The sequence below is a fragment of the Streptococcus sp. 1343 genome, from assembly GCF_013277355.1.
Classification (GTDB): domain Bacteria; phylum Bacillota; class Bacilli; order Lactobacillales; family Streptococcaceae; genus Streptococcus; species Streptococcus pseudopneumoniae.
In genome coordinates, this window is the sequence record NZ_VMMT01000003.1 from 1 (window position 1) to 23696 (window position 23696).

The 23696-nt window shown below is 39.6% G+C and carries 29 protein-coding genes, 1 pseudogene and 1 other annotated feature; of the genes and pseudogenes, 25 read left to right on the plus strand and 5 right to left on the minus strand.

From position 1 onward, the window contains the following. Positions 1-208 precede the first annotated feature (208 nt). The 13 genes and pseudogenes from HT709_RS00380 (at position 209) to HT709_RS00440 (ending at position 8472) form a co-directional block, all read left to right on the plus strand. Positions 209-3272, plus strand: a pseudogene (locus tag HT709_RS00380) (tail fiber domain-containing protein). Beyond that, positions 3265-3471, plus strand: coding sequence for a hypothetical protein (locus tag HT709_RS00385; RefSeq protein ID WP_000368698.1), 207 nt, complete (start codon positions 3265-3267; stop codon positions 3469-3471). Before HT709_RS00380 ends, HT709_RS00385 begins: the two are co-directional and overlap by 8 nt. Beyond that, positions 3468-4001, plus strand: a complete 534-nt coding sequence (locus HT709_RS00390) for a hypothetical protein (protein ID WP_023937845.1) — start codon at positions 3468-3470, stop codon at positions 3999-4001. The genes HT709_RS00385 and HT709_RS00390 overlap by 4 nt, the downstream gene beginning before the upstream one ends. Beyond that, a complete protein-coding gene (locus HT709_RS00395; protein WP_000036642.1) occupies positions 3994-4146 on the plus strand; it encodes a hypothetical protein in 153 nt (50 codons plus the stop codon). Before HT709_RS00390 ends, HT709_RS00395 begins: the two co-directional genes overlap by 8 nt. Before the next feature lie 10 nt (positions 4147-4156). After that, a complete protein-coding gene (locus HT709_RS00400) occupies positions 4157-4435 on the plus strand; it encodes a hypothetical protein (protein WP_000134981.1) in 279 nt (92 codons plus the stop codon). A 15-nt stretch (positions 4436-4450) separates the two neighbouring features. Further along, positions 4451-4927 (plus strand): hypothetical protein, encoded by a 477-nt coding sequence (locus tag HT709_RS00405; protein WP_000227062.1) that lies wholly within the window; start codon positions 4451-4453, stop codon positions 4925-4927. A gap of 6 nt (positions 4928-4933) precedes the next feature. Then, positions 4934-5254: a hypothetical protein gene (locus HT709_RS00410; RefSeq protein ID WP_050207561.1), complete on the plus strand. Its 321-nt coding sequence runs from the start codon at positions 4934-4936 to the stop codon at positions 5252-5254. A 5-nt stretch (positions 5255-5259) separates the two neighbouring features. After that, entirely contained in the window at positions 5260-6042 is a 783-nt protein-coding gene (locus tag HT709_RS00415; RefSeq protein WP_000067166.1) for a hypothetical protein, read from the plus strand. Positions 6043-6050: 8 nt separating this feature from the next. After that, entirely contained in the window at positions 6051-6368 is a 318-nt protein-coding gene (locus tag HT709_RS00420) for a hypothetical protein (RefSeq protein ID WP_023937803.1), read from the plus strand. Between the two features lie 14 nt (positions 6369-6382). Then, complete coding sequence (locus HT709_RS00425) at positions 6383-6718, plus strand: phage holin (RefSeq protein ID WP_054388048.1); 336 nt, start codon at positions 6383-6385, stop codon at positions 6716-6718. Further along, entirely contained in the window at positions 6718-7674 is a 957-nt protein-coding gene (locus HT709_RS00430) for an N-acetylmuramoyl-L-alanine amidase family protein (protein ID WP_172925403.1), read from the plus strand. Before HT709_RS00425 ends, HT709_RS00430 begins: the two co-directional genes overlap by 1 nt. Positions 7675-7850: 176 nt before the next feature. Further along, positions 7851-8057, plus strand: a complete 207-nt coding sequence (locus tag HT709_RS00435) for a hypothetical protein (RefSeq protein WP_000917045.1) — start codon at positions 7851-7853, stop codon at positions 8055-8057. Then, complete coding sequence (locus HT709_RS00440; protein WP_000379281.1) at positions 8041-8472, plus strand: DUF2335 domain-containing protein; 432 nt, start codon at positions 8041-8043, stop codon at positions 8470-8472. The genes HT709_RS00435 and HT709_RS00440 overlap by 17 nt, the downstream gene beginning before the upstream one ends. Before the next feature lie 186 nt (positions 8473-8658). Here HT709_RS00440 and HT709_RS00445 read toward each other — a convergent pair whose 3' ends face one another. Then, complete coding sequence (locus tag HT709_RS00445) at positions 8659-8847, minus strand: hypothetical protein (RefSeq protein ID WP_000109850.1); 189 nt, start codon at positions 8845-8847, stop codon at positions 8659-8661. Positions 8848-9545: 698 nt separating this feature from the next. On the opposite strand from HT709_RS00445, the gene HT709_RS00450 reads away from it, so the two are divergent. Genes HT709_RS00450 through pta form a run of 4 tightly spaced genes read left to right on the plus strand, consistent with a single transcriptional unit; the run spans position 9546 to position 12930 of the window. Beyond that, the gene (locus HT709_RS00450; RefSeq protein WP_172925404.1) at positions 9546-10217 is read left to right on the plus strand and encodes a GTP pyrophosphokinase family protein; all 672 of its coding nucleotides are present in this window, start codon (positions 9546-9548) and stop codon (positions 10215-10217) included. Beyond that, the gene (locus HT709_RS00455; RefSeq protein ID WP_000799048.1) at positions 10201-11019 is read left to right on the plus strand and encodes an NAD kinase; all 819 of its coding nucleotides are present in this window, start codon (positions 10201-10203) and stop codon (positions 11017-11019) included. The genes HT709_RS00450 and HT709_RS00455 overlap by 17 nt, the downstream gene beginning before the upstream one ends. Further along, on the plus strand, positions 11016-11912 hold the full coding sequence (locus HT709_RS00460; RefSeq protein ID WP_054393139.1) for an RluA family pseudouridine synthase: 897 nt from the start codon (positions 11016-11018) through the stop codon (positions 11910-11912). Before HT709_RS00455 ends, HT709_RS00460 begins: the two co-directional genes overlap by 4 nt. 43 nt (positions 11913-11955) lie before the next feature. Beyond that, positions 11956-12930 (plus strand): phosphate acetyltransferase, encoded by a 975-nt coding sequence (gene pta, locus HT709_RS00465; RefSeq protein ID WP_000451579.1) that lies wholly within the window; start codon positions 11956-11958, stop codon positions 12928-12930. A 281-nt stretch (positions 12931-13211) separates the two neighbouring features. Here the strand turns inward: pta and HT709_RS00470 are convergent. Both HT709_RS00470 and HT709_RS00475 read right to left on the minus strand, forming a co-directional pair. After that, a protein-coding gene (locus HT709_RS00470; RefSeq protein WP_172925405.1) for an IS3 family transposase occupies positions 13212-14569 on the minus strand; the annotation gives its coding sequence in 2 pieces (ribosomal slippage) (positions 13212-14128 and positions 14128-14569; 1359 coding nt in all). Between the two features lie 135 nt (positions 14570-14704). After that, the gene (locus HT709_RS00475) at positions 14705-15004 is read right to left on the minus strand and encodes a YbaB/EbfC family nucleoid-associated protein (protein ID WP_000981524.1); all 300 of its coding nucleotides are present in this window, start codon (positions 15002-15004) and stop codon (positions 14705-14707) included. Positions 15005-15399: 395 nt separating this feature from the next. Here HT709_RS00475 and HT709_RS00480 point away from each other — a divergent pair, with 395 nt between their 5' ends. The 4 genes from HT709_RS00480 to rpmA all read left to right on the plus strand — a co-directional run bounded on the left by HT709_RS00480 (position 15400) and on the right by rpmA (position 17302). Then, positions 15400-16098: a YoaK family protein gene (locus tag HT709_RS00480; RefSeq protein WP_023933523.1), complete on the plus strand. Its 699-nt coding sequence runs from the start codon at positions 15400-15402 to the stop codon at positions 16096-16098. 64 nt (positions 16099-16162) lie between these two features. Beyond that, positions 16163-16282: a sequence feature (ribosomal protein L21 leader region), on the plus strand. Positions 16283-16317: 35 nt separating this feature from the next. After that, positions 16318-16632 (plus strand): 50S ribosomal protein L21, encoded by a 315-nt coding sequence (rplU, locus tag HT709_RS00485; protein WP_000109141.1) that lies wholly within the window; start codon positions 16318-16320, stop codon positions 16630-16632. 15 nt (positions 16633-16647) lie between these two features. Further along, on the plus strand, positions 16648-16992 hold the full coding sequence (locus HT709_RS00490; RefSeq protein WP_023933525.1) for a ribosomal-processing cysteine protease Prp: 345 nt from the start codon (positions 16648-16650) through the stop codon (positions 16990-16992). A 16-nt stretch (positions 16993-17008) separates the two neighbouring features. Next, a complete protein-coding gene (rpmA, locus tag HT709_RS00495) occupies positions 17009-17302 on the plus strand; it encodes a 50S ribosomal protein L27 (RefSeq protein WP_000916509.1) in 294 nt (97 codons plus the stop codon). A gap of 240 nt (positions 17303-17542) precedes the next feature. On the opposite strand, the gene HT709_RS00500 is transcribed toward rpmA, so the two are convergent. Further along, positions 17543-17713 carry a hypothetical protein gene (locus HT709_RS00500; protein ID WP_171043512.1) on the minus strand — a complete coding sequence of 57 codons (171 nt, stop codon included), beginning with the start codon at positions 17711-17713 and terminating at the stop codon, positions 17543-17545. Between the two features lie 436 nt (positions 17714-18149). On the opposite strand from HT709_RS00500, the gene HT709_RS00505 reads away from it, so the two are divergent. Continuing rightward, entirely contained in the window at positions 18150-19067 is a 918-nt protein-coding gene (locus HT709_RS00505) for a bifunctional riboflavin kinase/FAD synthetase (RefSeq protein WP_100103963.1), read from the plus strand. Between the two features lie 92 nt (positions 19068-19159). Here the strand turns inward: HT709_RS00505 and HT709_RS00510 are convergent, their stop codons facing one another. Next, positions 19160-20008: a YitT family protein gene (locus HT709_RS00510; RefSeq protein ID WP_100103962.1), complete on the minus strand. Its 849-nt coding sequence runs from the start codon at positions 20006-20008 to the stop codon at positions 19160-19162. Positions 20009-20149: 141 nt separating this feature from the next. Between HT709_RS00510 and HT709_RS00515 the strand changes: the two genes are divergently transcribed. From HT709_RS00515 to HT709_RS00525, 3 genes are all read left to right on the plus strand, one after another. After that, positions 20150-20989: a DegV family protein gene (locus tag HT709_RS00515; RefSeq protein WP_023933529.1), complete on the plus strand. Its 840-nt coding sequence runs from the start codon at positions 20150-20152 to the stop codon at positions 20987-20989. A gap of 106 nt (positions 20990-21095) precedes the next feature. Next, positions 21096-21371, plus strand: a complete 276-nt coding sequence (locus HT709_RS00520; RefSeq protein WP_001284639.1) for an HU family DNA-binding protein — start codon at positions 21096-21098, stop codon at positions 21369-21371. 422 nt (positions 21372-21793) lie between these two features. Beyond that, positions 21794-23695 (plus strand): ABC-F family ATP-binding cassette domain-containing protein, encoded by a 1902-nt coding sequence (locus HT709_RS00525; protein WP_172925406.1) that lies wholly within the window; start codon positions 21794-21796, stop codon positions 23693-23695. Position 23696 lies beyond the last annotated feature (1 nt).

The following is a 23696-nucleotide window of genomic DNA, read 5'->3' on the forward strand; positions in this document are numbered from 1 at the left end:
TGCTCAGACGGCTTTGTCGGGTGATTTGAATCTTCTAAAGCAGACAGTTACCAATGATATAAGCTCCAAGCAAAGGCAACTTAAAACTGACATTTCCAAACAAGTTCAAGCTCTCGGTCAGATAAAGAATGACTTGGCTGGAGTCAGAAGCTCTCAGGCAAGATATGAAGAGACGACTAAAGGCAGGCTAACTGCACTGACGAACAGAATGGAAGGGAAAGCTAACAAATCAGAAGTCAGGCAAACAGCAGAGACTCTGACGAGTCAGATAGACCGTATACAAGAAGAGAGCTCTACTCGTATTTCAACAATGACCTCTCGTTTTAATCAGCGCGCTGATGCGCTTGATGCTGGAGTGAGGCGTTTGACTGAAGGTCTCAGAACCAAAGCGGATATCAGCTCCCTCAACGTGACTGCTGAGAATATCCGGCAATCTGTGAAGAGTCTTGAGACAGACACGCAGAACAAACTAAATCAGAAGTTGAGTCAGGCTGAATTTGAGGTGCGAGCTGGCTCTATCCGCCAGGAAATCCTGAACGCAACCAAGGACAAGGCAGATAAGACCTTAGTTGTGGCTGAAGCTGGAAAATTGCGAGAAGAATTTTCAAATATGCAAGTTGGTGGTCGGAACTATTATCGTGATTCCGAGAAAATTCAACAGTCTCCTTTTAGTTTTGGTTTTGTGTTTGATAATCTAGATCCCTATCTTTCAAAGTCCGATATTGGGACAACTTGGACTCTCTCGTTTGATTATAAACTCGATGAAGTTGATGGTTCTTTTCCTTTCCACATGATGCATAATGGTGGGAATGGCTTTGGTATAGAGGGACAAAAAAAGTCCACTGCGACTAGGGAGTGGCAGCGATTTAGGCTTACAGGTCCGGTATTTTTTAAAGAGGATGCGCCCTCTGAATCCAAGCTACAGATGATCCTATTCAATTCAGATTTAGGATACGAAGGAACTCTTTTCATTCGTAGGATTAAACTTGAAAAAGGTACCCTAGCGACAGACTGGAGTCCAGCGCTTGAAGACACCAATGGTCTCATCACACAAGCTAAGGCTAGCTTTGAGCGAACAGCGCAGGAATTGCGAACGGATTTGTCGGCTGTTCAGGCCTATGTTACTCAAGATGGTCAAAGACAGGAAAGCTTACAGCGCTATACTCGTGAGGAGAGCGCGAGACAAGCAAGAGCAGTTCGTGAGCAGATATCCAGAGATTATGTAGGGAAATCAAGCTATCAAGAAGACGTGGAGGGGATTCATCGGAGAATTGAAGGAGTTAAAACGAGTGCGAATAGAGAAATAACTAGCCAAATAGCTAGCTATCGTCAATCTGCCGACGGGACATTTAGGGATATTTCAAGCCAAATAACAACTTATAAGCAGGATATGACCAGGAACATTGCGAACCTATCCCATCAACTGGCAGGTAAGGTAGAGACTACTGACTTCCAGCGTGTTAAGGAAACCAGTGAACTTTACGAGCGGATTTTGGGCAATACTGAAAATGGAATTGCGGATAAGGTTGCTCGCATGGCTATGACCAATCAACTGTTTCAGGTTGAGGTTGGGAAATATAGTGTAAGCGGCCCTAACCTCATTAAGAATAGTGATTTTAAAAATGATACGAATAAATGGGTCTCAACTCAAAATTTAGGAAGATTGGTTAAGCATAGCTTTTATCACAACGGGCAGAAAGACCTTATGCGTTTAAGCAATGCAACTAAAAACAAAAACTTTTTGTCTAGTCACCGTTTTAATCTTGAACGAAATACTGACTATGTACTGAATTTTAGAGGATTTAACAACAGTGCTCTAGCAAGCTATGATGTTTATATTTTGGGACGAAGAGCAGGCGAGAGCGATGGATTCACAATCTTTAAGAAAGTTGTTAGTAGCAAGAAACTATCTACCTCTAGATGCGAAGATGTCTCAGTAACTTTTAATTCCGGAGAAATGGATAATGCTTACATTCGTTTTGAGAACAATGGCTCATCATCAGGAACAGCTGATTTGTATATTACAGAAGTTGACTTGTACAAAGGTTATAAACCTAGAACATGGCAACCACATCCAGAAGATGCAGTCGCAGATGCGAATAAGAAGCTTGAAGCAACGCAAACAAAAATGACTCAACTAGCTGGCTCCTGGTTGGTTCAAAACATCAACAGTGCAGGTGATTTGATTTCGGGTATCAATCTAGGAGCCAATGGTCATAATCGTCTTTCTGGGAAATTAACCCATATAACAGGCGAGACCCTGATTGACAGAGCAGTCATCAAGTCTGCCATGGTTGATAAGTTGAAGACAGCTAATTTTGAATCAGGTTCAGTAACGACAGCTGTTTTAGCTGCCGAAGCGGTCACAGCTGATAAAGTGAGATTTGATGATGCGTTTATTAGGAAACTTATTGCCAACGACGCCTTTATTGGAGAACTAACTTCTAAACGTATCTTTGCGACTAAGATTGAATCAGTTGTGAATCGCTCGACTTTCTTAGAAGCTTATCAGGGTCAAATAGGAGGGTTTACAATTGGTCGTTTTGCTCAAGGAAGAGGTCGCTGGATTTCTGGTGTCAACCAATTCTCGGTCGGCATGGGAAACGGCGAAGGCGGAAGCTACAATGGCGAAAATACCGCATTTTGGGCGAACTGGGGTTACAATTGGAACAGTCCTGGCCCCAATGCTTGGTATGTGACAACGTTAGGAAACATGCATTGCCGAAACGGAGCAAATTTTCACGGTAGGGTTGACTTTTCGGATAGATCAAGAGTGAATTTTTTATAGTCAACCGTCGTTTTCAAATGGAGCAGTGATAAATGGTAGTTTGAGGGTGTCTGGTCGTATCACTTATAGTGGCGGTGAGTGGCTTTACTCACCTATATATAATAAATTATGGAAAGATACTTCACAAGGAGGTACCTGGCTATATTTGAATAGACAAGGTAACGGAGGTAGCGACTGGATTGAGATGAATAAAAGAATCTCAGACCGTCGCTATAAATCAAATATTCAAGACAGTCAAGTATCTGGTCTAGATGTCATCGAAAAGCTGAAGACTTACAGCTATCGTAAAGAATACGATGGCCAAATTGAGGATATCTCATGTGGTATCATGGCTCAGGATGTCCAGAAATATGCCCCTGAAGCATTCTATGAGAATCCTGACGGTGCATATTCATATCGCACATTTGAATTGGTGCCTTACTTAATCAAGGCCATTCAAGAATTAAATCAAAAAATAGAAAAAATGGAGAACAGACATGGATAATCACACAATCGACAAGCTAGTCGCTGAGTCACTCGTCGACCGTTTGGCTGATATCGAATTGAACTATGCGCATTTAAATGTACACCATAGGCTGGCTTTGGCTGAATTACAGGCCTTTAAGGCGGTGCTGGAATATGACCCAGCGCTTAAAGAACTTTTTGACGAAACGCAAGCTAAAATGAAAGGAAATAAGGAATGAATTACGAAGTAGCAATTAATCCCTACTTGAAAGGTGGGGAAAATGTAACAGTTGTCGCAATCAAGATGGAAAACAAGGGGCGCTATTCTTATGAGCAGTGCGAATTGCCAGGTGACCACACACAGGATAGTGAGGACGCCCTTATCCAAGCGGTTTTGGAATTGGTTCGCACCGAACTGGACCCGACTAGTGCCATTGTCAAGAACCAAGAACAATTGGCTAAGACGACGGAAGCGCTGGAGAGAGCCAATCAGCTCATGGATGGCATGCAGAAGGTCAATCTCCAGAATGCTCAGGATATTGAGGATATCTTAGCGCGATTGGAGGAGCTGGAAGCTCAAGGAGAGTCTGACCAGGAGGAGAAAGAGGAGGACACCCCTCAGGTTACGGACACAGAAAAGCAAACTGAAGAAGCACAACCAACCCCAGCGGTAGAAGATAAGAAAGAAAGCGAGAAAGAAGATGACATTTCTGAAACGACAAACCAAGAGAGCCCTAGTGAAGACAATGGAGGTAGCAGCAATGAGTAAGATTACACTAGACCAAGCCAAAATCGACATGTACATCAACCTACTGGAACGTGGAGCAGTTGACTTTTCATGGGTACATAAACGCTGGAAAGACCGTGTGCGCAAGGAATTGAAGCGACGTGGTTTGAGCCATCTGGCAAACTAGCGAGGTGTTTATGACAGAGATTGAGCACTTATTGATTCGGTTTCTCTTTTCTCTGATTCCTGTGGTTGTCTTGTACTTTTCCATGAAGGACAGGGCAACCAAGCAGGAAAATCGCATGACAGCCATAGAAAAAGACATTGAGAACTTACGCGAATTTCGAATGTCGGCTAACAAAAGATTGGATAACCATGACGAACAAAATAAGGCTATTCTGGTGCTGGCTGAACAGGTCAAATCGCTAGGTGAAGATGTGAGAGAACTGAAAACCTTGATACAAAGTAAACAGTAAAGAAAGAGGTGCAGAATGGTCTGTAATCTCAATATGACCAATTTGCGGCAAATTGACGGTGGGCACCTGATTAAGCAAGGGGACTTGGCTTCCACCTTTGGTTTTGCCCTCTTAGACGAAGATTACCAAGTCATCTCCTCTCTGGAAGGGAAGGAGGCACTGATCAGTCTGACCAAGGAGGGCTACCAGTGGAAGAAGCAGGTAACCGTTACCGGTCAAGGTGTGAGTTTTCATCTGGACGCTATCTTGCCCATTGGGAGTTATCGCTTGGAAATCACGGCTGGAGGCTATGTTTTCCCCAGTGATAAATCTGTCCATATCAAGATAGTGGCCTCAGATAAAGAATTGGTCACAGAGGAAGTCCATGCTTTAAAAGAGCTGGATATCGCAGAAGAAGTAAAAAAACAGCTTGCAGGTAGAACTGTAGGCGAGAGCCTAGTAGGTCAGGAATTGCCAGACCTACTCTTTTATTACAATTTAGGAAAGGTGTAACACAAAATGGATACTACAAAATTAACAGCATTTGCGCAGGCAGTGGGGGAAGATAACAAAAAGGTAAACGAAGAGCTGAAAACGAAAGTCAGCACGTCTGACATGAACCAAGCAATCTCTCAAGCTAAATCAGAGGTCAAGGCTGAAATCTTGGGTGAAGGAACGCCTGAGAATTTGGACACACTGAAAGAAATCGCGGAAAAAATCACAAGTATGGGACAAGATGAAAATAGCGCACTTCTTGGCAAAGTAACTGAAGTCAGCGGACGTGTAGACCAGATTGCCAATGTTGACTTGGTCGCAACCTATAACGCAGCGAAAGCGTGAGTGCTATGAGTAACCTTGAAAATCTAGCAAGAGCAATCGGTGAGGATGTCAAGGCTATCAAAGAAGACTCAGAGCTAAAGGATAGGGAGGTTAAGAAAAGACTGGACACCCTTGAGAGTAGACCGAAAGTCCATCCAGAAACCCTCGTTACAAAAGCGGAGCTGGAAGAGAAAGGCTACTTGACCTCCCACCAAGACTTGTCTACTTATGCCCAAAAATGGGAGTTGTACAATGATATCCCCATCAAGGCTAGGATTTCCGCCTTAGAAAATCGTCCATCATTCGATACGCTGACACCGACTCAACGGGATAGCTTAAAAGGGGATAATGGGCATAGTTTGAATGCCAGCGTTCGTATTGAGGGTTCTTATAAGAATGGCTCTACTAGCCGATTGAATTTGTTTGCGGATGTATTCTACGATGGCGAAGCAGTCACGAGCGGCTATACTCTTGATTATTACTATCGTGGTTTTGGCTATACAAACTGGCGTTCTTTGAGAAATCAGACCCCTGATTCAGCAGGAAAATTTGGCACATGGAGTGCTTCTCAGCGTTCTGGTGGTTGGTTTGAAGTTCGCATTGAAGTGAATTACAGAGGATTGAGAGCCTCTGCTTTTACCCATTTGGATAATGTCAACGATGGTGAACAAGGGCGAAGTGGAGTTCCAGGTCAGAACATTGTCAATCAGAACGGTTCGCAGGCACTCAACTATTGGGCCGGTACGCAAGAGCAGTACGATGCTATTACTACCAAAGACCCTCACACGATTTACGATATTTTTAAGTAGGTGAAGCTATGAGAGATAGAGTAAGAATCATGTTAGGAAGTAGAGAGATTGTCAAGCGCTATATTGGCGATAGGTTGGTGTGGTCGAGTGGACCGTCATTATTATTGGAAGTGTTAAACACAAGAATGTGGCAGTACTGGGGTGGGTACAATATTGATATTAAAGGTAATGATATTAAGGTTGCTGCTATACGATATGTACAACTCAATAATAGCAAATTAATAAGAATTCAGGCTGATATGTATAACCGAGGAGTCATATATCTAACTGGTACAAACTTAAGGGAGTATATAGGTAGCGTTAATGTTAAGTTTTATAGAGAATAGAAAGGAAACAACACATGACACAATTTAATGAATTTATTATCGCTTTTGCGACAGGCTTTTTAGCAGTAGCAGTAGGCAGTATCGTGAAAATGGTGAAAGACTATCTTTTGCGTAAAGGCGGAGAGAAAGCGGTAATCATCGCTGAAATCCTAGCCAAGAATGCAGTGAATGCCGTGGAGCAGGTGGCTGCTGAGACAGGTTATAAAGGTGATGAAAAGCTAGAGCAAGCTCGTGATAAAGTTAGAGCTGAGCTGACCAAATATAATATCAGTATGACCAATAAGGACTTGGATACCTTTGTGGAGTCAGCCGTGAAACAGATGAACGACGCTTGGAAAGGACAAGAGTAATGGATATCGATACAAGCAGACTACGTACAGGCTTGCCACAAGTAGGCTATGCGCCATATCGACAAGTGCACGCTCACTCTACGGGGAACCGTAATTCTACCGCTCAAAATGAGGCAGACTACCACTACAGAAAGAACCCTGAGCTTGGTTTCTTCTCTCATGTGGTTGGTAACGGTCGTGTCCTGCAGGTCGGTCCTGTAAATAATGGTGCCTGGGACGTTGGGGGCGATTGGAATGCGGAAAGCTATGCGGCAGTTGAATTGATTGAAAGCCATTCAACTAAAGAAGAGTTCATGACAGACTACCGTCTCTATATCGAACTCTTACGCAATCTAGCAGATGAAGCAGGTTTGCCGAAAACGCTTGATACAAGCAGTTTGGAAGGTATCAAAACACATGAATACTGTACCAATAACCAACCAGACAACCATTCAGACCACGTTGACCCGTATCCTTATCTTGCCAAATGGGGCATTAGCCGTGAACAGTTCAAGCAGGATATTGAAAGTGGCTTGACAATTGAAACAGGTTGGAAGAAGAACGATACAGGCTATTGGTATGTACACTCAGACGGCTCTTATTCAAAAGATAAGTTTGAGAAAATTAACGGCACTTGGTACTACTTTGACGGCTCAGGCTATATGTTTGCAGACCGCTGGAAGAAGCACACAGACAGCAACTGGTACTGGTTTGACCAGTCAGGTGAAATGGCGACAGGCTGGAAGAAAATCGCTGAGAAGTGGTATTATTTCGACGTAGAGGGCGCTATGAAGACAGGATGGGTCAAGTACAAGGAGACTTGGTACTACTTAGACGGTAAAGAAGGTGCCATGGTATCAAACGCCTTTATCCAGTCTGCGGACGGAACAGGCTGGTACTACCTCAAACCAGACGGAACAATGGCAGACAAGCCAGAGTTCACAGTAGAGCCAGACGTCTTGATTACGACTAAATAATTTAAAAAAATAAAAGGAAAGGAAAACTTTTCTAAAATGTTTATCTACCCCACAGGACTCGTCCTTGTGGGGATTTTTTTGTTAAAAAGAGTAAGAAACATTGACTTTTTTAAAGAAAGATGTCATAATCAAGTTAATTCAAAAAAATATTATGGAGCGAGTAGGAGGAATTTGGGATGTTAAAAAATACAAAACAACCTCAATACTTTAAGTCTTTTTTACTTGGTATGACAGCAATTGTATTGCCTGTTTTTAGCTTTAACCAGAACATTTCGAAAGTAAAAGCTGATACAGTCCCAGACTGGAAGAAAGTCAAAAGTGATTACAAGAAATCAACGATGGGCATTCAGAAAGAGGTAATGAAATTTGGATACCGAGAATAAAGATTTGATTGAAGTCAATAATATTGTTGATGAAGTCGAGCGCTTACCACATGAACAGCGTCAAGTAGTTTTACAGAAGTTGGAAATCTATCAAGGTGACCTACCTCATCCAGATATTCTCAAAGGATATAAAGAGCTATATCCGGATGCTGCTCAAAAGATTATTGATAATGGTATTGCAGAAAGCCAACATCGTAGAGAGATGGAAGATAAATACTTATCAGGGAATATTGCTTCTCATAAATTGGGACAGTTATTTGGCTTTTTAATCGCCCTCGTTGTTATTATTGGTGGAATTTACTTAATAGCAACAGATAAACAAATTGCAGGTAGTGTCTTAACTGGAACTACTGCATTAGGGCTAATTGGTTTGTTTACAGGGAATAATCAAAATAAAAACAAAGACAAAGAATAATTTTTCACCGCAGGCTCAGGCTTGCGGTTTTTTTATTTTTCAAAAACACACATTTTGAACGATTAGAAAGCAAAATCACAATCCTATTGTTCAAAAAAGCGTTTACATGAATAATATGGAGAGGAAATCGTGGTGTATTATTGTCAAAAACGGTGTTTTGTTAAAAATAAAAAACAGTGACCGAAATCACTGCTTTTTAAGTTCCTGGGCGTATGTTATCATGCTGATAGCGTGTTTTAGACGCATATTCATAATATCCGATACACCATTTTTATACTTGTCCACGGCCTGAATAGACATGCCACAGTTTTTGCTAATAGCATAGGCTGTGGCGTTGTCTAAAAGCCAGCGGATAGCTTCAATATCTACTGACATATATTACCTCGTAAAATACCAAACTGCAAATAGGAGTAGAAGAAGTCCAATAATAAATTCAACTTTTTCACGCTTGGTGGTTTTTCTAACTTTAAGATTTACTTTCATTGTTTTTCCTGTTATAATTTAAGTACACCCCCGAAGGGGTGGATAGTGATTTTTCACTATCCAAATTCGATGTGCCATTCAAAGCTGATTATAAATAAGTTTATTTTGACTACTAGCTTATTTGTTTTTGCTTTGAGTGGTTTCTTTTTGAACTTAAACATTTCATGTTCCTTTCTACTAGTTTCCTTGTCTAAGGTTTCCTCCTTAACCTTATGTATCCATTATACAACTTTTGTTGCATAATGTCAATAGTTTTGATGGAGTTTTTTTATTTTATTTTTAAAAGACTGTGAGTAATCACGGTTTTCTATTTATAAACTATTAGAATTAAATTGCAACCTTCTCAACTATACGGGCAAAGATGATTGTAAAAATGAATACGAAGATGAATACGATTTAAAAAAACGATGGAAATTAGTGTAAATGATTTTAACGAAAAATAAGTAAAAACTCAACTATTTACAAGTGATGATAACTATTTGTAAACGTTTTTCACTTATGGTATAATAAGCATTGTATTTATTGTATATGAATCTGGAGAAAAAATCAAAGATATTTTTGACGGATAATATGAGAACAAGGGAGAATATATGACCTTAGAATGGGAAGAATTTCTAGATCCTTACATTCAAGCTGTTGGTGAGTTAAAGATTAAACTTCGTGGTATTCGCAAGCAATATCGTAAGCAAAATAAGCATTCTCCGATTGAGTTTGTGACGGGTCGGGTCAAGCCAATTGAGAGCATCAAAGAAAAAATGGCTCGTCGTGGCATTACTTATGCAACCTTGGAACACGATTTGCAGGATATTGCTGGCTTACGTGTGATGGTTCAGTTTGTAGATGACGTCAAGGAAGTAGTGGAGATTTTGCATAAGCGTCAGGATATGCGAATCATACAGGAGCGAGATTACATTACTCATCGAAAGGCTTCAGGCTACCGTTCCTATCACGTGGTAGTAGAATATACGGTTGATACCATCAATGGAGCCAAGACCATTTTGGCGGAAATTCAGATTCGTACTTTGGCCATGAATTTCTGGGCAACGATAGAACATTCTCTCAACTACAAGTACCAAGGGGATTTCCCAGAGGAGATTAAGAAGCGACTGGAAATTACAGCTAGAATCGCCCATCAGTTGGATGAAGAAATGGGTGAAATTCGTGATGATATCCAAGAAGCCCAGGCACTTTTTGATCCTTTGAGTAGAAAATTAAACGACGGTGTAGGAAACAGTGACGATACAGATGAAGAATACAGGTAAACGAATTGACCTGATAGCCAATAGAAAACCGCAGAGTCAAAGGGTTTTGTATGAATTGCGAGATCGTTTGAAAAGAAATCAGTTTATACTCAATGATAGCAGTCCGGACATTGTCATTTCCATTGGTGGAGATGGCATGCTCTTATCGGCCTTTCATAAGTATGAAGACCAACTTGATAAGGTACGCTTTATCGGTCTTCATACAGGACATCTGGGCTTTTATACCGATTATCGTGATTTTGAGTTGGATAAGTTAATGACCAATTTGCAGCTAGATACCGGAGCAAGGGTTTCTTACCCTGTTCTAAATGTGAAGGTTTTTCTTGGAAATGGAGAGGTCAAGATTTTTCGTGCCCTCAATGAAGCCAGCATCCGCAGGTCTGATCGAACCATGGTGGCAGATATTGTCATCAATGGTGTTCCCTTTGAACGTTTTCGTGGAGACGGGCTAACAGTTTCAACACCGACTGGTAGTACGGCTTATAACAAGTCTCTTGGCGGTGCTGTTTTACACCCTACCATTGAAGCTTTGCAATTAACGGAAATTGCCAGCCTCAATAATCGTGTCTATCGAACGCTGGGCTCTTCCATTATCGTTCCTAAGAAGGATAAGATTGAACTCATTCCAACGAGAAATGATTACCATACCATTTCGGTTGACAATAGCGTTTATTCTTTCCGTAATATTGAGCGTATTGAGTATCAAATCGATCATCATAAGATTCACTTTGTCGCGACTCCTAGCCATACTAGTTTCTGGAACCGTGTTAAGGATGCCTTTATCGGCGAGGTGGACGAATGAGGTTTGAATTTATCGCAGATGAGCATGTCAAGGTTAAGACCTTCTTAAAAAAGCACGAGGTTTCTAAGGGGCTTCTGGCCAAGATTAAGTTTCGAGGTGGGGCTATTCTGGTCAATGACCAACCACAAAATGCAACCTATCTATTGGATCTTGGGGACCGCGTTACTATCGATATTCCCGCTGAGGAAGGCTTTGAAACCTTGGAAGCTATCGAGCGCCCACTGGATATTCTCTATGAGGATGACCACTTTCTAGTCTTGAATAAACCCTATGGAGTTGCCTCTATTCCTAGTGTTAACCACTCCAATACCATTGCCAATTTTATCAAGGGTTACTACGTCAAGCAAAATTACGAAAATCAGCAAGTTCACATTGTGACCAGGCTTGATAGGGATACTTCTGGCTCGATGCTCTTTGCCAAGCACGGCTATGCCCATGCACGATTGGACAAGCAGTTGCAGAAGAAGTCCATTGAAAAACGCTACTTTGCTTTGGTTAAAGGTGATGGACACTTGGAGTCAGAGGGGGAAATTATTGCCCCGATTGCGCGTGACGAAGACTCTATTATCACCAGACGGGTGGCTAAAGGTGGAAAGTATGCCCATACTTCTTACAAGATTGTCGCTTCTTATGGAAATATCCACTTGGTTGATATTCGTCTGCATACTGGACGAACCCACCAAATCCGAGTCCATTTTTCTCATATTGGTTTTCCTTTGTTGGGCGATGATTTGTACGGTGGTAGCTTGGATGACGGCATTCAACGTCAGGCTCTGCATTGCCATTTCCTATCTTTTTATCATCCATTTTTAAAGCAAGACTTGCAGTTAGAAAGTCCCTTGCCGGATGATTTTAGCAACCTTATTACCCAGTTATCAACTAATACTCTATAAAAACTGTTTCAGAGTATAATTATTATCTTAAAGGAGAAAACTCATGGAAGTTTTTGAAAGTCTCAAAGCCAACCTGGTTGGTAAAAATGCTCGTATCGTTCTCCCTGAAGGGGAAGAGCCACGTATTCTTCAAGCAACTAAACGCTTGGTAAAAGAAACAGAAGTGATTCCTGTTTTGCTTGGAAATCCTGAAAAAATTAAAATTTATCTTGAAATTGAAGGGATCATGGATGGTTATGAAGTCATTGACCCTCAACATTATCCTCAATTTGAAGAAATGGTTGCTGCCTTGGTGGAGCGTCGCAAGGGCAAAATGTCTGAAGAAGATGCACGCAAGGTTTTGGTTGAAGATGTAAACTACTTTGGTGTTATGTTGGTTTACTTGGGCTTGGTTGATGGAATGGTGTCAGGTGCGATTCATTCAACTGCTTCAACAGTTCGTCCAGCCCTACAAATCATTAAAACTCGTCCAAATGTAACTCGTACTTCAGGTGCCTTCCTCATGGTTCGTGGCTCTGAACGTTACCTATTTGGAGACTGTGCTATCAACATCAATCCAGATGCAGAAGCTTTGGCTGAAATTGCCATCAACTCAGCAATCACAGCTAAGATGTTTGGAATCGAGCCTAAAATTGCTATGCTAAGCTATTCTACTAAAGGTTCAGGTTTTGGTGAAAGCGTTGATAAGGTCGTTGAAGCAACTAAAATTGCTCACGACTTGCGCCCTGACCTTGAAATCGATGGTGAGTTGCAATTTGATGCAGCCTTTGTTCCTGAAACTGCAGCTTTGAAAGCTCCTGGAAGTACGGTAGCTGGTCAAGCAAATGTCTTCATCTTCCCAGGTATCGAGGCAGGAAATATCGGATACAAGATGGCTGAACGTCTTGGTGGCTTTGCGGCAGTAGGTCCTGTTTTGCAAGGTTTGAACAAGCCTGTTAACGACCTCTCTCGTGGATGTAATGCAGATGATGTTTACAAGTTAACCCTTATCACAGCAGCTCAAGCAGTTCATCAATAGTGAAAACTATAAAGCGATATACTATGCTATACTGTAGTTATGAAACTATGTACGAAAAGCACTGCCATTAACTCCTGAGAACTAAATTACTGATTGGTGTCAAAAAGGACAACTTCCAAGCGATGATATCCTGTCTATATACGACCTATAGAAATCTGTAATATACATGTCCGTAAAACGATAAATTTCCTTTTAAATGAGTATGAAAAGAGAATTTTTCATGAGAAAACGCATAATATTGAGTGCATTTTATACTGACCCCCAAAAGTTAGACAATTAATTTATCCAAAGGATTTAGTTCTGTACTGCACAGGACTAAGTCCTTTTAGTTTTACCTTAATTCTCTTGTTGTTGTAATAATCAATATAGTCTATAATGGCTTGTTCCAATTGATTAAGTGATTTAAATGTTTTCTCATAGCCATAAAACATTTCCGATTTTAAAATGCCAAAGAAAGATTCCATCATACCGTTGTCTTGGCTGTTTCCCTTGCGTAACATGGATGCTTGAGTTCCCTTACTCTCTAGGAACCGATGATAAGAATCGTGTTGGTATTGCCAGCCTTGGTCACTATGGAGAATCGTATTCTCATAGTGCTTCTCTGTGAATGCCTGTTCCAACATTGTTTTTACTTGTTCTAAGTTGGGTGAAGTTGAAAGATTATAGGCGATAATTTCACTATTAAAGCCATCTAAAACTGGTGATAAGTAAAGCTTTTGAGTACTTGCTGGAATGGCAAATTCTGTCACATCTGTGTAGCACTTTTCCATTGTTTTAGAGCCTTCAAATTGACGTTGAATGAGATTCTCTGCTTTCTTACCAACGTCTCCTTTATGAGAAGAATATTTTCGTTTCTGTCGCATTTTAGCTTGTAAATTGAGTACTTTCATCAAGCCTTGAACTCTTTTATGATTTACTAGATAACCACGATTTCTTAGTTCTAAATAAATCCGACGATAAGCATAATTTCCCTTGTGTTCGATAAAGATGGATTGAATTTCAGCTTTAAGCTCTTGATCCTTATCTGGTTTATCTAGCTGTTTCAAGTGATAGTAGTAGGTCGAACGAGCTAGTTTAATGGCTTTTAAAAGAAGATCTAACGAAAACTCAGTCATTAATTCTTGAACAATTTCTGTCTTTCTTCTTTCTCTTCTTTCTCTTTTTCCTCCTTCAAGCGGAGTTCTCTCAACTTTTTTAGGATGGCATTCTCCGCTCTCAGGTACTCATTTTCTGCTTGAAGACGTTCTAATTCTGTCCTCTCTTCAGGTCTCGTTTTTGGCTTACGTCCCATTTTAGGTACTCTCCCTCTTGTTTTCTCAACAATAGTATACCCGTTTTTCCTGTATTGTGCTAGCCAAAATGAAAGCATTCCTTGGTTTGGGAGGGCATAATCAAGACTAACACTTCTTTGTGAACAACCTTCCAGTAAGACTTTATCCATCATTTCTTGTTTCAATTTAGAAGAATAGTGACGATTCTTCCCCTTTTTAACGATTTCTATGCCATAACGGTCAATTAATTTCACCATGTACTTTAGACCAGAAACATCCACACCAAATCTTTTTGAAAGCTGTTTGAAGCTTTGTCCTTGCTTTCTTAGTTCATAGATCTGAACTTTATCTTCATAACTCAATTTCATAATAAAACACCCCAAAAGTTAGATTTATTCTGTCTAACTTTTGGGGTGCAGTTCATTTGCTATTATGCGTTTTTTATAATTTTTGCACCTTTCTTAGCCTTTGTTATCGACAAGTATTGCTCTAGGTCCTTGTTTTTAGAATGGCAATTTCCCAGCGAAAGCACCCAGTTTTTTCTTGGTAGTTTCATCGATTTGTTCAAGAGCAGAGTTGATGGCTTGAACGGTCATATCAGAAAGAGTTTCAAGGTCCTCTGGGTCAACGATAGCTGGATTGAAATCAATGCTGACAACTTTCTTATCTCCAGTTAAGGTCGCTTGGACAAGGTCTTGAGCAGATTTGCCAACAAATTGCATGGCAGCAAGTTCGGCCTGGCTTTGTTCCATTTGTTTTTGAAGTTTTTGTGCTTGACGCATCATGTTTTGCATGTTCATCATAAGATTTCTAAAGTTCCTTTCATCTCAAGGGGATAATCCTTGTTGTTAACAAGTGCCTGATTTTCTCTCCTAATTGTTATTAGTAGCATAGCCATCAAGCCCAAGTATTGATTTTATTATACCATTTTTTTAAGACATAGTCTTTTATTGGTGAGAGTTATTTATGTCAAGGAGTGATTAGAAATAAATTAAAATAATGATTTTTGCTAAGAGGGGCTCTATTCTAGTTTCATGGAAATGATTTTACTAAAGGTTCGTATGCTTTGTTTACAAACATGTTATCTCTATCTATTTTTGGATAAATAGTTGTCTATTATTATGCTAATAGTAAAATCTAAATGGTAGCCTACGATTTTTTAGAAAGAAAATGGTACAATATTCTAAGAGAAAATACAATGGGAGGGAAAATGAGGTTATTACCTATAAGAAAAATATCACGTCAGTCTAAAAGGTTAGCACTTTTTTTGACGTTTTGTGCTGGATATGTGGATGCTTACACTTTTATTGTTCGCGGGAATACCCTTGTAGCTGGACAAACTGGAAATGTTGTCTTTCTTTCGGTAGAGCTAATACAGAATAATGTTTCGGATGTTAGGGATAAGCTTTTAACCTTAATAGCGTTTATGCTGGGAGTTTTTTTACTAACCATTTATAGGGAAAAATTGAGAATTGTGAAAAAGCCAATTCTGTCACTGATTCCTTTGGTAATCTTATCAATAATTATTGGTTTTGTGCCACAAACTGTAGATAATATCTATCTAGTGCCGCCCTTGGCCTTCTGTATGGGACTGGTGACAACTGCCTTTGGTGAGGTTTCGGGTATTGCTTATAATAATGCCTTTATGACAGGGAATATCAAACGAACAATGCTAGCTTTTGGAAATTATTTCCGAACTAAGCACACTCCTTTTTTGCGTGAAGGGTTCATATTTGTTAGCCTGCTTAGTAGTTTTATCCTTGGCGTTGTCTTTTCAGCCTATTTGACGATTTTCTATCATGAAAAGACCATTCTTGGTGTTCCTATTATGATGAGCATTTTTTATATCAGCATGCTTTTTGCCTCGTGGCGGAAAAAAGTAAAAGAAAAAGCTTGATTTTAGGTGTTATTACTTGTAAGAAAATAGGAGATATGCTATACTTAGAGAGTTGACTATGCACAATCCTGTGCAACCGCACGAACATCGTTGCTCGTCGTAGAACAAATTTAAACTTTGTTCTACATAGAGCTCTTCTTTTAAGTGGTTCGTCCCACGATGCTAGGCGAGTCTTCACAAAAAGTCGGGGAAACCCATAAAAATCATAGGAGGTGCATAATGAGCACATACGCAATTATCAAAACTGGCGGAAAACAAGTTAAAGTTGAAGTTGGTCAAGCAGTTTACGTTGAAAAATTGAACGTTGAAGCTGGTCAAGAAGTTACTTTTAACGAAGTTGTTCTTGTTGGTGGTGAAAACACTGTTGTCGGAACTCCACTTGTTGCTGGAGCTACTGTGGTTGGAACTGTTGAAAAACAAGGAAAACAAAAGAAAGTGGTTACTTACAAGTACAAACCTAAAAAAGGTAGCCACCGTAAACAAGGTCACCGTCAACCATATACTAAAGTTGTCATCAACGCAATCAACGCTTAATTTTAAGGAGAACACATGATACAAGCAGTCTTTGAGAGAGCCGAAGATGGCGAGCTGAGGAATGCGGAAATTACTGGACACGCCGAGAGTGGCGAATGCGGCTTAGATGTCGTGTGTGCATCGGTTTCTACGCTTGCCATTAACTTTATCAATTCTATTGAGAAATTTGCAGGCTATGAACCAATCCTAGAATTAAACGAAGATGAAGGTGGTTATCTGATGGTTGAAATTCCAAAAGCTCTTCCTTCACACCAGAGAGAAATGACCCAGTTATTCTTTGAATCATTTTTCTTAGGTATGGCAAACTTATCGGAGAACTCGTCTGAGTTCGTCCAAACCAGAGTTATCACAGAAAACTAACACGGAGGAAAACATTATGTTAAAAATGACTCTTAACAACTTGCAACTTTTCGCCCACAAAAAAGGTGGAGGTTCTACATCAAACGGACGTGATTCACAAGCAAAACGTCTTGGAGCTAAAGCAGCTGACGGACAAACTGTAACAGGTGGATCAATCCTTTACCGTCAACGTGGTACACACATCTATCCAGGTGTAAACGTTGGTCGTGGCGGAGACGATACTTTGTTCGCTAAAGTTGAAGGCGTAGTACGCTTTGAACGTAAAGGACGCGATAAAAAACAAGTTTCTGTTTACCCAATCGCTAAATAAAAAGGTTCAGTGAACCTTTTTATCCCGAGCCTTGAACTGTAAAGGCGAGGAAGCTAGAAGTAGCATTAAATAAGGCTTTCCGAGTTTTCGGAGAGCCTATTTTTTTGTTTTGATACCCATACTTTTTAATATGTATAGTGGATTGAATCTGGAATAGAACACTGCTAAAAATTGATTTGAGTTTCCTACTCGATTTCTTCAGATTTTATTTCAATTGACTATAAGAACTGGTATCTGGTTTCAAATATTGGCTTGTCGTCCCTTAACTTGTCTGAATGGCTTGAGCCGTTCCTTCTGATAAGGGAAAAGATATTCTTTAGCTGAAACTGTCTGAGAATCCAAGATAACAGATGGAGAGAAAAATAACCCAGTCTGAAGCACATTAGATGGGAGTTGTTGGAAAGCAGTCATCTAGTTTTTCTTTGCTGCTTTGGCTTTTTCTTTGTCATCAGGGAAAGTGACTTGCTTCAAATCAGGGAGTTTAGGAAATTCTTCAAACATCTTGCCCAAGTTGTCTCATTTTGTAAATTTTACAGCCATAGGTGTACCTCGATTCTAAATTCTACCTTTTCGACACCAATTAGTAATTTAAAGTTCTCAGGAGTTAGTTGCATTGCTTTTTCATACATAAGCATAGTATGACACTTTATGGTTACCGAACAAGTCTAATCACTCCTTTCAAACTTTTGAAGATGTCCTACAAGTTTTTGAGAAGAATATTGCAAAGTTCATAGTTAAGCAACGATAGAGTGAAGTGCTTTTTGAAAACAGCTACACTTCAGGTGAAAAAAACGACATTTCAGATTTTCTGTTCCAGAAATAGCTATCGCTATGATATAATTATTTTATGATTATTACTATTCCTATAAAAAACCAAAAAGATATTGGCACACCATCTGATTCAGTCGTTGTTCTCGGCTATTTTGATGGCATACATAAGGGGCATCAAGAATTATTTCGTGTTGCCAACAAAGCTGCGAGAAAGGATTTATTGCCTATCGTCGTTATGACCTTTAATGAATCTCCAAAGATCGCTTTAGAGCCTTATCATCCAGATTTGTTTTTGCATATTTTGAACCCTGCTGAACGTGAAAGAAAATTAAAGCGCGAAGGTGTAGAAGAATTATATCTCCTTGATTTTAGTAGTCAATTCGCTAGTCTCACGGCAGAAGAATTTTTTGCAACTTATATCAAGGCTATGAATGCCAAAATTATTGTTGCAGGTTTTGATTATACATTTGGTTCTGACAAAAAAACAGCAGAAGATTTAAAGGATTACTTTGATGGAGAAGTTATCATTGTTCCACCTATAGAAGATGAGAAAGGAAAGATTAGTTCAACTCGTATCCGTCAAGCTATTTTAGATGGAAATGTGAAAGAAGCAGGAGAACTTTTGGGGGCACCGCTTCCATCAAGAGGTATGGTGGTTCATGGTAATGCTCGTGGTCGTACAATTGGTTATCCGACAGCGAATTTAGTGCTTTTAGACCGTACTTATATGCCAGCAGATGGCGTTTATGTCGTTGATGTTGAGATTCAAAGACAGAAGTATCGTGCTATGGCTAGTGTCGGGAAAAATGTGACCTTTGATGGAGAAGAAGCACGTTTTGAAGTCAATATTTTTGATTTTAATCAAGATATTTATGGGGAAACCGTCATGGTTTATTGGCTTGATCGCATTCGAGATATGACCAAATTTGACTCAGTTGACCAATTAGTGGATCAGTTAAAGGCTGATGAAGAAGTAACTCGGAATTGGTCTTAAGAGCTTGAGTAAATAAAACAAAAAAGAGGTTGTCTGTAACCCAAAAGATAGATGATTTAGTCTAACTTTTGAGATCACTACACTACCTCTTTTTATTCTTTTTCAAAGGTGAATCCTTCTCCTAGGATTTCATGGGCTTCTGTAATGGTTATAAAGGCTTGAGGATCGATTCGATGAATCATTTCTTTCATTTTCACAATCTCATTTCTACCGACAATACAGTAGATGATTTTCAAATTTTCTTTACTATAGTAGCCTTGACCAGAAATAAAAGTAACACCTCTTCCGAGGTCATCATTAATTGCCTTAGCAAGTTGGTCAGGACGTTTTGTGATAATCATAAAGCCTTTGCCGGCATATCCTCCTTCACCAATCAAATCAATAACACGAGAAACAATAAAATCAAACAAAAGCGTGTAGGAAACCAATCTCAAATCCTTGAAGATTAGGAGAATCAACATGAGAATACAAAAATCTAAGATAAAGAGCAGTTTTCCTATGGATATATGAGTGTATTTGTTGAGAATACGAGCTAGAATATCAGTTCCGCCAGTTGTACCTCCAGCATTAAAAATAATTCCAAGGCCAATTCCTAATAGGATTCCCGCTATAAGGGCTGTGATTAGTAAATCACCTTGAAGATCAATATGAAAGGGAATATGCTCAAAAAAAGCTAACCAGGCGGACAAAGCTAAGGTTCCTAGTAAACTAGAATAGAGGGATTTGGCTCCAAAAATCTTCCAAGCTAGGATGAAAAGGGGAATATTAATCAGCAGGTTCATGAGGGAAACAGGGATTTTAAAAAGATAAAAGGTGATGAGGGTAATGCCTGTCGCCCCTCCTTCAAAGAGATGATGGGGAACTACAAAATAAGTCAGTCCAAAAGCATAAATAGCAGCACCTAGTAAAATGGTAAAAATGGGGTAAATTTTTTTAATCATAGGACACCTCTTTTCTTATAAGTTGATTATATCAAATTTTACAGAAAATTTGATTGACTCCATTAGGATTTTTAATCTTTTTTTTGATATAATTAGAAGCAAGGAAACCAATCTGAATCCTAAAATAGAAAGATTGATACTATGACAAAAATTAAGATTGTAACCGATTCATCTGTTACTATTGAACCTGAACTAGTAAAGCAATTAGATATTACAATTGTTCCATTATCTGTAATGATTGATAATGTTGTTTATTCTGATGCTGATTTGAAAGAAGAAGGTAAATTTCTTCACTTGATGCAAGAAGCTAAGAATCTTCCGAAAACAAGCCAGCCGCCTGTAGGTGTCTTTGCTGAAGTGTTTGAAAACCTATGCAAGGATGGTAGCCAGATTCTTGCTATTCATATGTCCCATGCTCTTTCGGGGACTGTAGAAGCAGCGCGCCAAGGTGCTAGTTTATCTACTGCCGATGTGACAGTTATCGATAGTTCCTTCACTGACCAAGCCTTGAAATTCCAAGTTGTCGAAGCTGCTAAATTAGCACAAGAAGGCAAAGACATGGAGACAATTTTATCTCATGTAGAAGAGGTTAAAAACAACACAGAACTTTATATTGGCGTTTCAACTTTGGAAAATCTTGTCAAAGGTGGACGAATTGGCCGTGTAACTGGATTGTTGAGCTCCCTTCTCAATATCCGTGTTGTCATGCAAATGAAAGACCATGAATTGCAGCCAATGGTTAAAGGTCGTGGTGCTAAAACTTTTAAAAAATGGTTAGATGAGTTGATAACATCGCTTTCTGAACATTCTGTAGCAGAGATTGGAATTTCATATTCTGGTAGTGCTGATTGGGCAAAAGAGATGAAAGAAAGCTTACAAGCTTATGTTGAAAAGCCAATTTCTGTTTTAGAAACAGGTTCCATTATTCAAACTCACACGGGTGAGAATGCGTGGGCTATTTTGGTACGTTACCATTCCTAAAAAAATAAATAAAATGGGAAGAAATAGCGTTTTTAACTTGACCTAAAAGGGATTTTAGGATATGATTATATTTGTTAATTAGAAATTATTTGGAGGAATCGTTAACATGGCAAACAAACAAGATTTGATCGCTAAAGTAGCAGAAGCTACAGAATTGACTAAGAAAGACTCAGCAGCAGCAGTTGAAGCTGTATTTGCAGCAGTAGCTGACTATCTTGCAGCTGGTGAAAAAGTTCAATTGATCGGTTTTGGTAACTTTGAAGTTCGTGAGCGTGCAGAACGTAAAGGTCGCAACCCACAAACTGGTAAAGAAATGACAATTGCAGCTTCTAAAGTTCCAGCATTCAAAGCTGGTAAAGCTCTTAAAGACGCTGTTAAATAATCAGTCTTTAAAAAGCCTATTGTATCAAGCTTTCTAGCTTGGTCGGTAGGCTTTTTAATTATGAAATCTAGTAATAAATAGAGTTAAAAAGTTGAATGTTCCGAAAATATTGTATATATAGTAGACTGAATCTAAAATAGTACGAAACAATTGCTAAAACATTTATAGAAATTAATTTTACTTTCCCAATCGATTTGTTCTCATCTTATTTCAATTTGCTATACGTACGTATATAATGAAAAGAACTAAATAATAGACTTGTGCGATAACTATTTGAAGCAAGATTAGCTGGTTAGAAAGTCCAACAAGATAGCGAAGGAATCTAACATAAATTTTACATAATTTACTTTATGTTACAAACCCTTCACTAAAATACTTACCATTATCTTGAATGCCTTAGGGAAACATGCTATACTACTTGTATGATTATTTTACAAGCTAATAAAATTGAACGTTCTTTTGCAGGAGAGGTTCTTTTCGATACTATCAACCTGCAAGTTGATGAACGAGATCGGATTGCCCTTGTTGGGAAAAATGGTGCAGGTAAGTCTACTCTTTTGAAGATTTTAGTTGGAGAAGAGGAGCTAACTAGCGGAGAAATCAATAAGAAAAAAGATATTTCTCTGTCTTACCTAGCCCAAGATAGCCGTTTTGAATCTGAAAACACTATCTACGATGAAATGCTTCATGTCTTTGATGATTTGCGTCGGACTGAGAAACAACTGCGTCAGATGGAGCTGGAGATGGGTGAAAAGTCTGGTGAGGATTTGGATAAACTGATGTCAGATTACGACCGCTTATCTGAAAATTTTCACCAAGCAGGTGGTTTCACTTATGAAGCTGATATTCGAGCGATTTTGAATGGATTCAAGTTTGACGAGTCTATGTGGCAGATGAAAATTGCTGAGCTTTCTGGTGGTCAAAATACCCGTCTGGCGCTGGCCAAAATGCTTCTTGAAAAGCCAAATCTCTTGGTCTTGGACGAGCCAACCAACCACTTGGATATTGAAACCATCGCCTGGCTAGAGAATTATTTGATAAACTATAGCGGCGCCCTCATTATCGTCAGCCACGACCGTTATTTCTTGGATAAGGTTGCGACGATTACGCTGGATTTGACCAAGCATTCCTTGGATCGCTATGTGGGGAATTACTCTCGTTTTGTTGAGTTGAAGGAGCAGAAGCTAGCTACTGAAGCAAAAAACTATGAAAAGCAACAAAAGGAAATCGCTGCTCTGGAAGACTTTGTCAATCGCAATCTAGTCCGTGCTTCAACGACCAAACGCGCCCAATCCCGTCGTAAACAACTAGAAAAAATGGAGCGTTTGGACAAGCCTGAAGCTGGCAAGAAATCAGCCAATATGACCTTCCAGTCTGAAAAAACGTCTGGTAATGTTGTATTGACTGTTGAAAATGCAGCTATTGGCTATGATGGGGAAGTCCTGTCACAACCGATTAGCCTAGATCTTCGTAAGATGAATGCTGTCGCTATCGTTGGTCCAAATGGTATCGGCAAGTCAACCTTTATCAAGTCTATTGTGGACCAGATTCCTTTTATCAAGGGGGAAAAGCGCTTTGGCGCTAATGTTGAGGTTGGTTACTATGACCAGACCCAAAGCAAGCTGACACCAAGTAATACTGTACTGGATGAACTCTGGAATGATTTTAAGTTGACACCAGAAGTTGAAATCCGTAACCGTCTAGGTGCCTTCCTTTTCTCAGGAGATGATGTCAAAAAATCAGTTGGCATGCTGTCTGGTGGCGAGAAAGCACGTTTGCTTTTGGCTAAATTGTCTTTGGAAAACAACAACTTCTTGATTCTGGACGAGCCAACCAACCACTTGGATATTGATAGCAAGGAAGTGTTGGAAAATGCCTTGATTGACTTCGATGGAACTCTTCTCTTCGTCAGCCACGACCGTTACTTTATCAATCGTGTGGCAACTCATGTACTGGAATTGTCTGAGAATGGCTCGACTCTTTACTTGGGAGATTACGATTATTATGTCGATAAAAAGGCTGAAATGGAAGTCGGTCTGACAGAGGAAGCTTCAACCAGCAATCAAGCAAAAGAAGCAAGCCCAGTTAATGACTATCAAGCTCAGAAAGAAAGTCAAAAAGAAGTTCGTAAGCTCATGCGACAAATCGAAAGTCTAGAAGCTGAAATTGAAGAGCTAGAAAGTCAAAGCCAAGCCATTTCTGAACAAATGTTGGAAACAAACGATGCCGACAAACTGATGGAATTGCAGGCTGAGCTGGACAAAATCAGCCACCGTCAGGAAGAAGCTATGCTTGAGTGGGAAGAATTATCAGAGCAGGTGTAAA

What these genes read in the sequence shown, in the direction of transcription:
- HT709_RS00385 (WP_000368698.1), top strand. Translation starts at nt 3,265, where the DNA reads ATGGATAATCACACAATCGACAAGCTAGTCGCTGAGTCACTCGTCGAC.
- HT709_RS00390 (WP_023937845.1), top strand. Translation starts at nt 3,468, where the DNA reads ATGAATTACGAAGTAGCAATTAATCCCTACTTGAAAGGTGGGGAAAAT.
- HT709_RS00395 (WP_000036642.1), top strand. Translation starts at nt 3,994, where the DNA reads ATGAGTAAGATTACACTAGACCAAGCCAAAATCGACATGTACATCAAC.
- HT709_RS00400 (WP_000134981.1), top strand. Translation starts at nt 4,157, where the DNA reads ATGACAGAGATTGAGCACTTATTGATTCGGTTTCTCTTTTCTCTGATT.
- HT709_RS00405 (WP_000227062.1), top strand. Translation starts at nt 4,451, where the DNA reads ATGGTCTGTAATCTCAATATGACCAATTTGCGGCAAATTGACGGTGGG.
- HT709_RS00410 (WP_050207561.1), top strand. Translation starts at nt 4,934, where the DNA reads ATGGATACTACAAAATTAACAGCATTTGCGCAGGCAGTGGGGGAAGAT.
- HT709_RS00415 (WP_000067166.1), top strand. Translation starts at nt 5,260, where the DNA reads ATGAGTAACCTTGAAAATCTAGCAAGAGCAATCGGTGAGGATGTCAAG.
- HT709_RS00420 (WP_023937803.1), top strand. Translation starts at nt 6,051, where the DNA reads ATGAGAGATAGAGTAAGAATCATGTTAGGAAGTAGAGAGATTGTCAAG.
- HT709_RS00425 (WP_054388048.1), top strand. Translation starts at nt 6,383, where the DNA reads ATGACACAATTTAATGAATTTATTATCGCTTTTGCGACAGGCTTTTTA.
- HT709_RS00430 (WP_172925403.1), top strand. Translation starts at nt 6,718, where the DNA reads ATGGATATCGATACAAGCAGACTACGTACAGGCTTGCCACAAGTAGGC.
- HT709_RS00435 (WP_000917045.1), top strand. Translation starts at nt 7,851, where the DNA reads ATGTTAAAAAATACAAAACAACCTCAATACTTTAAGTCTTTTTTACTT.
- HT709_RS00445 (WP_000109850.1), bottom strand. Translation starts at nt 8,847, where the DNA reads ATGTCAGTAGATATTGAAGCTATCCGCTGGCTTTTAGACAACGCCACA.
- HT709_RS00450 (WP_172925404.1), top strand. Translation starts at nt 9,546, where the DNA reads ATGACCTTAGAATGGGAAGAATTTCTAGATCCTTACATTCAAGCTGTT.
- HT709_RS00455 (WP_000799048.1), top strand. Translation starts at nt 10,201, where the DNA reads ATGAAGAATACAGGTAAACGAATTGACCTGATAGCCAATAGAAAACCG.
- HT709_RS00460 (WP_054393139.1), top strand. Translation starts at nt 11,016, where the DNA reads ATGAGGTTTGAATTTATCGCAGATGAGCATGTCAAGGTTAAGACCTTC.
- pta (WP_000451579.1), top strand. Translation starts at nt 11,956, where the DNA reads ATGGAAGTTTTTGAAAGTCTCAAAGCCAACCTGGTTGGTAAAAATGCT.
- HT709_RS00475 (WP_000981524.1), bottom strand. Translation starts at nt 15,004, where the DNA reads ATGATGAACATGCAAAACATGATGCGTCAAGCACAAAAACTTCAAAAA.
- HT709_RS00480 (WP_023933523.1), top strand. Translation starts at nt 15,400, where the DNA reads ATGGGAGGGAAAATGAGGTTATTACCTATAAGAAAAATATCACGTCAG.
- rplU (WP_000109141.1), top strand. Translation starts at nt 16,318, where the DNA reads ATGAGCACATACGCAATTATCAAAACTGGCGGAAAACAAGTTAAAGTT.
- HT709_RS00490 (WP_023933525.1), top strand. Translation starts at nt 16,648, where the DNA reads ATGATACAAGCAGTCTTTGAGAGAGCCGAAGATGGCGAGCTGAGGAAT.
- rpmA (WP_000916509.1), top strand. Translation starts at nt 17,009, where the DNA reads ATGTTAAAAATGACTCTTAACAACTTGCAACTTTTCGCCCACAAAAAA.
- HT709_RS00500 (WP_171043512.1), bottom strand. Translation starts at nt 17,713, where the DNA reads ATGACTGCTTTCCAACAACTCCCATCTAATGTGCTTCAGACTGGGTTA.
- HT709_RS00505 (WP_100103963.1), top strand. Translation starts at nt 18,150, where the DNA reads ATGATTATTACTATTCCTATAAAAAACCAAAAAGATATTGGCACACCA.
- HT709_RS00510 (WP_100103962.1), bottom strand. Translation starts at nt 20,008, where the DNA reads ATGATTAAAAAAATTTACCCCATTTTTACCATTTTACTAGGTGCTGCT.
- HT709_RS00515 (WP_023933529.1), top strand. Translation starts at nt 20,150, where the DNA reads ATGACAAAAATTAAGATTGTAACCGATTCATCTGTTACTATTGAACCT.
- HT709_RS00520 (WP_001284639.1), top strand. Translation starts at nt 21,096, where the DNA reads ATGGCAAACAAACAAGATTTGATCGCTAAAGTAGCAGAAGCTACAGAA.
- HT709_RS00525 (WP_172925406.1), top strand. Translation starts at nt 21,794, where the DNA reads ATGATTATTTTACAAGCTAATAAAATTGAACGTTCTTTTGCAGGAGAG.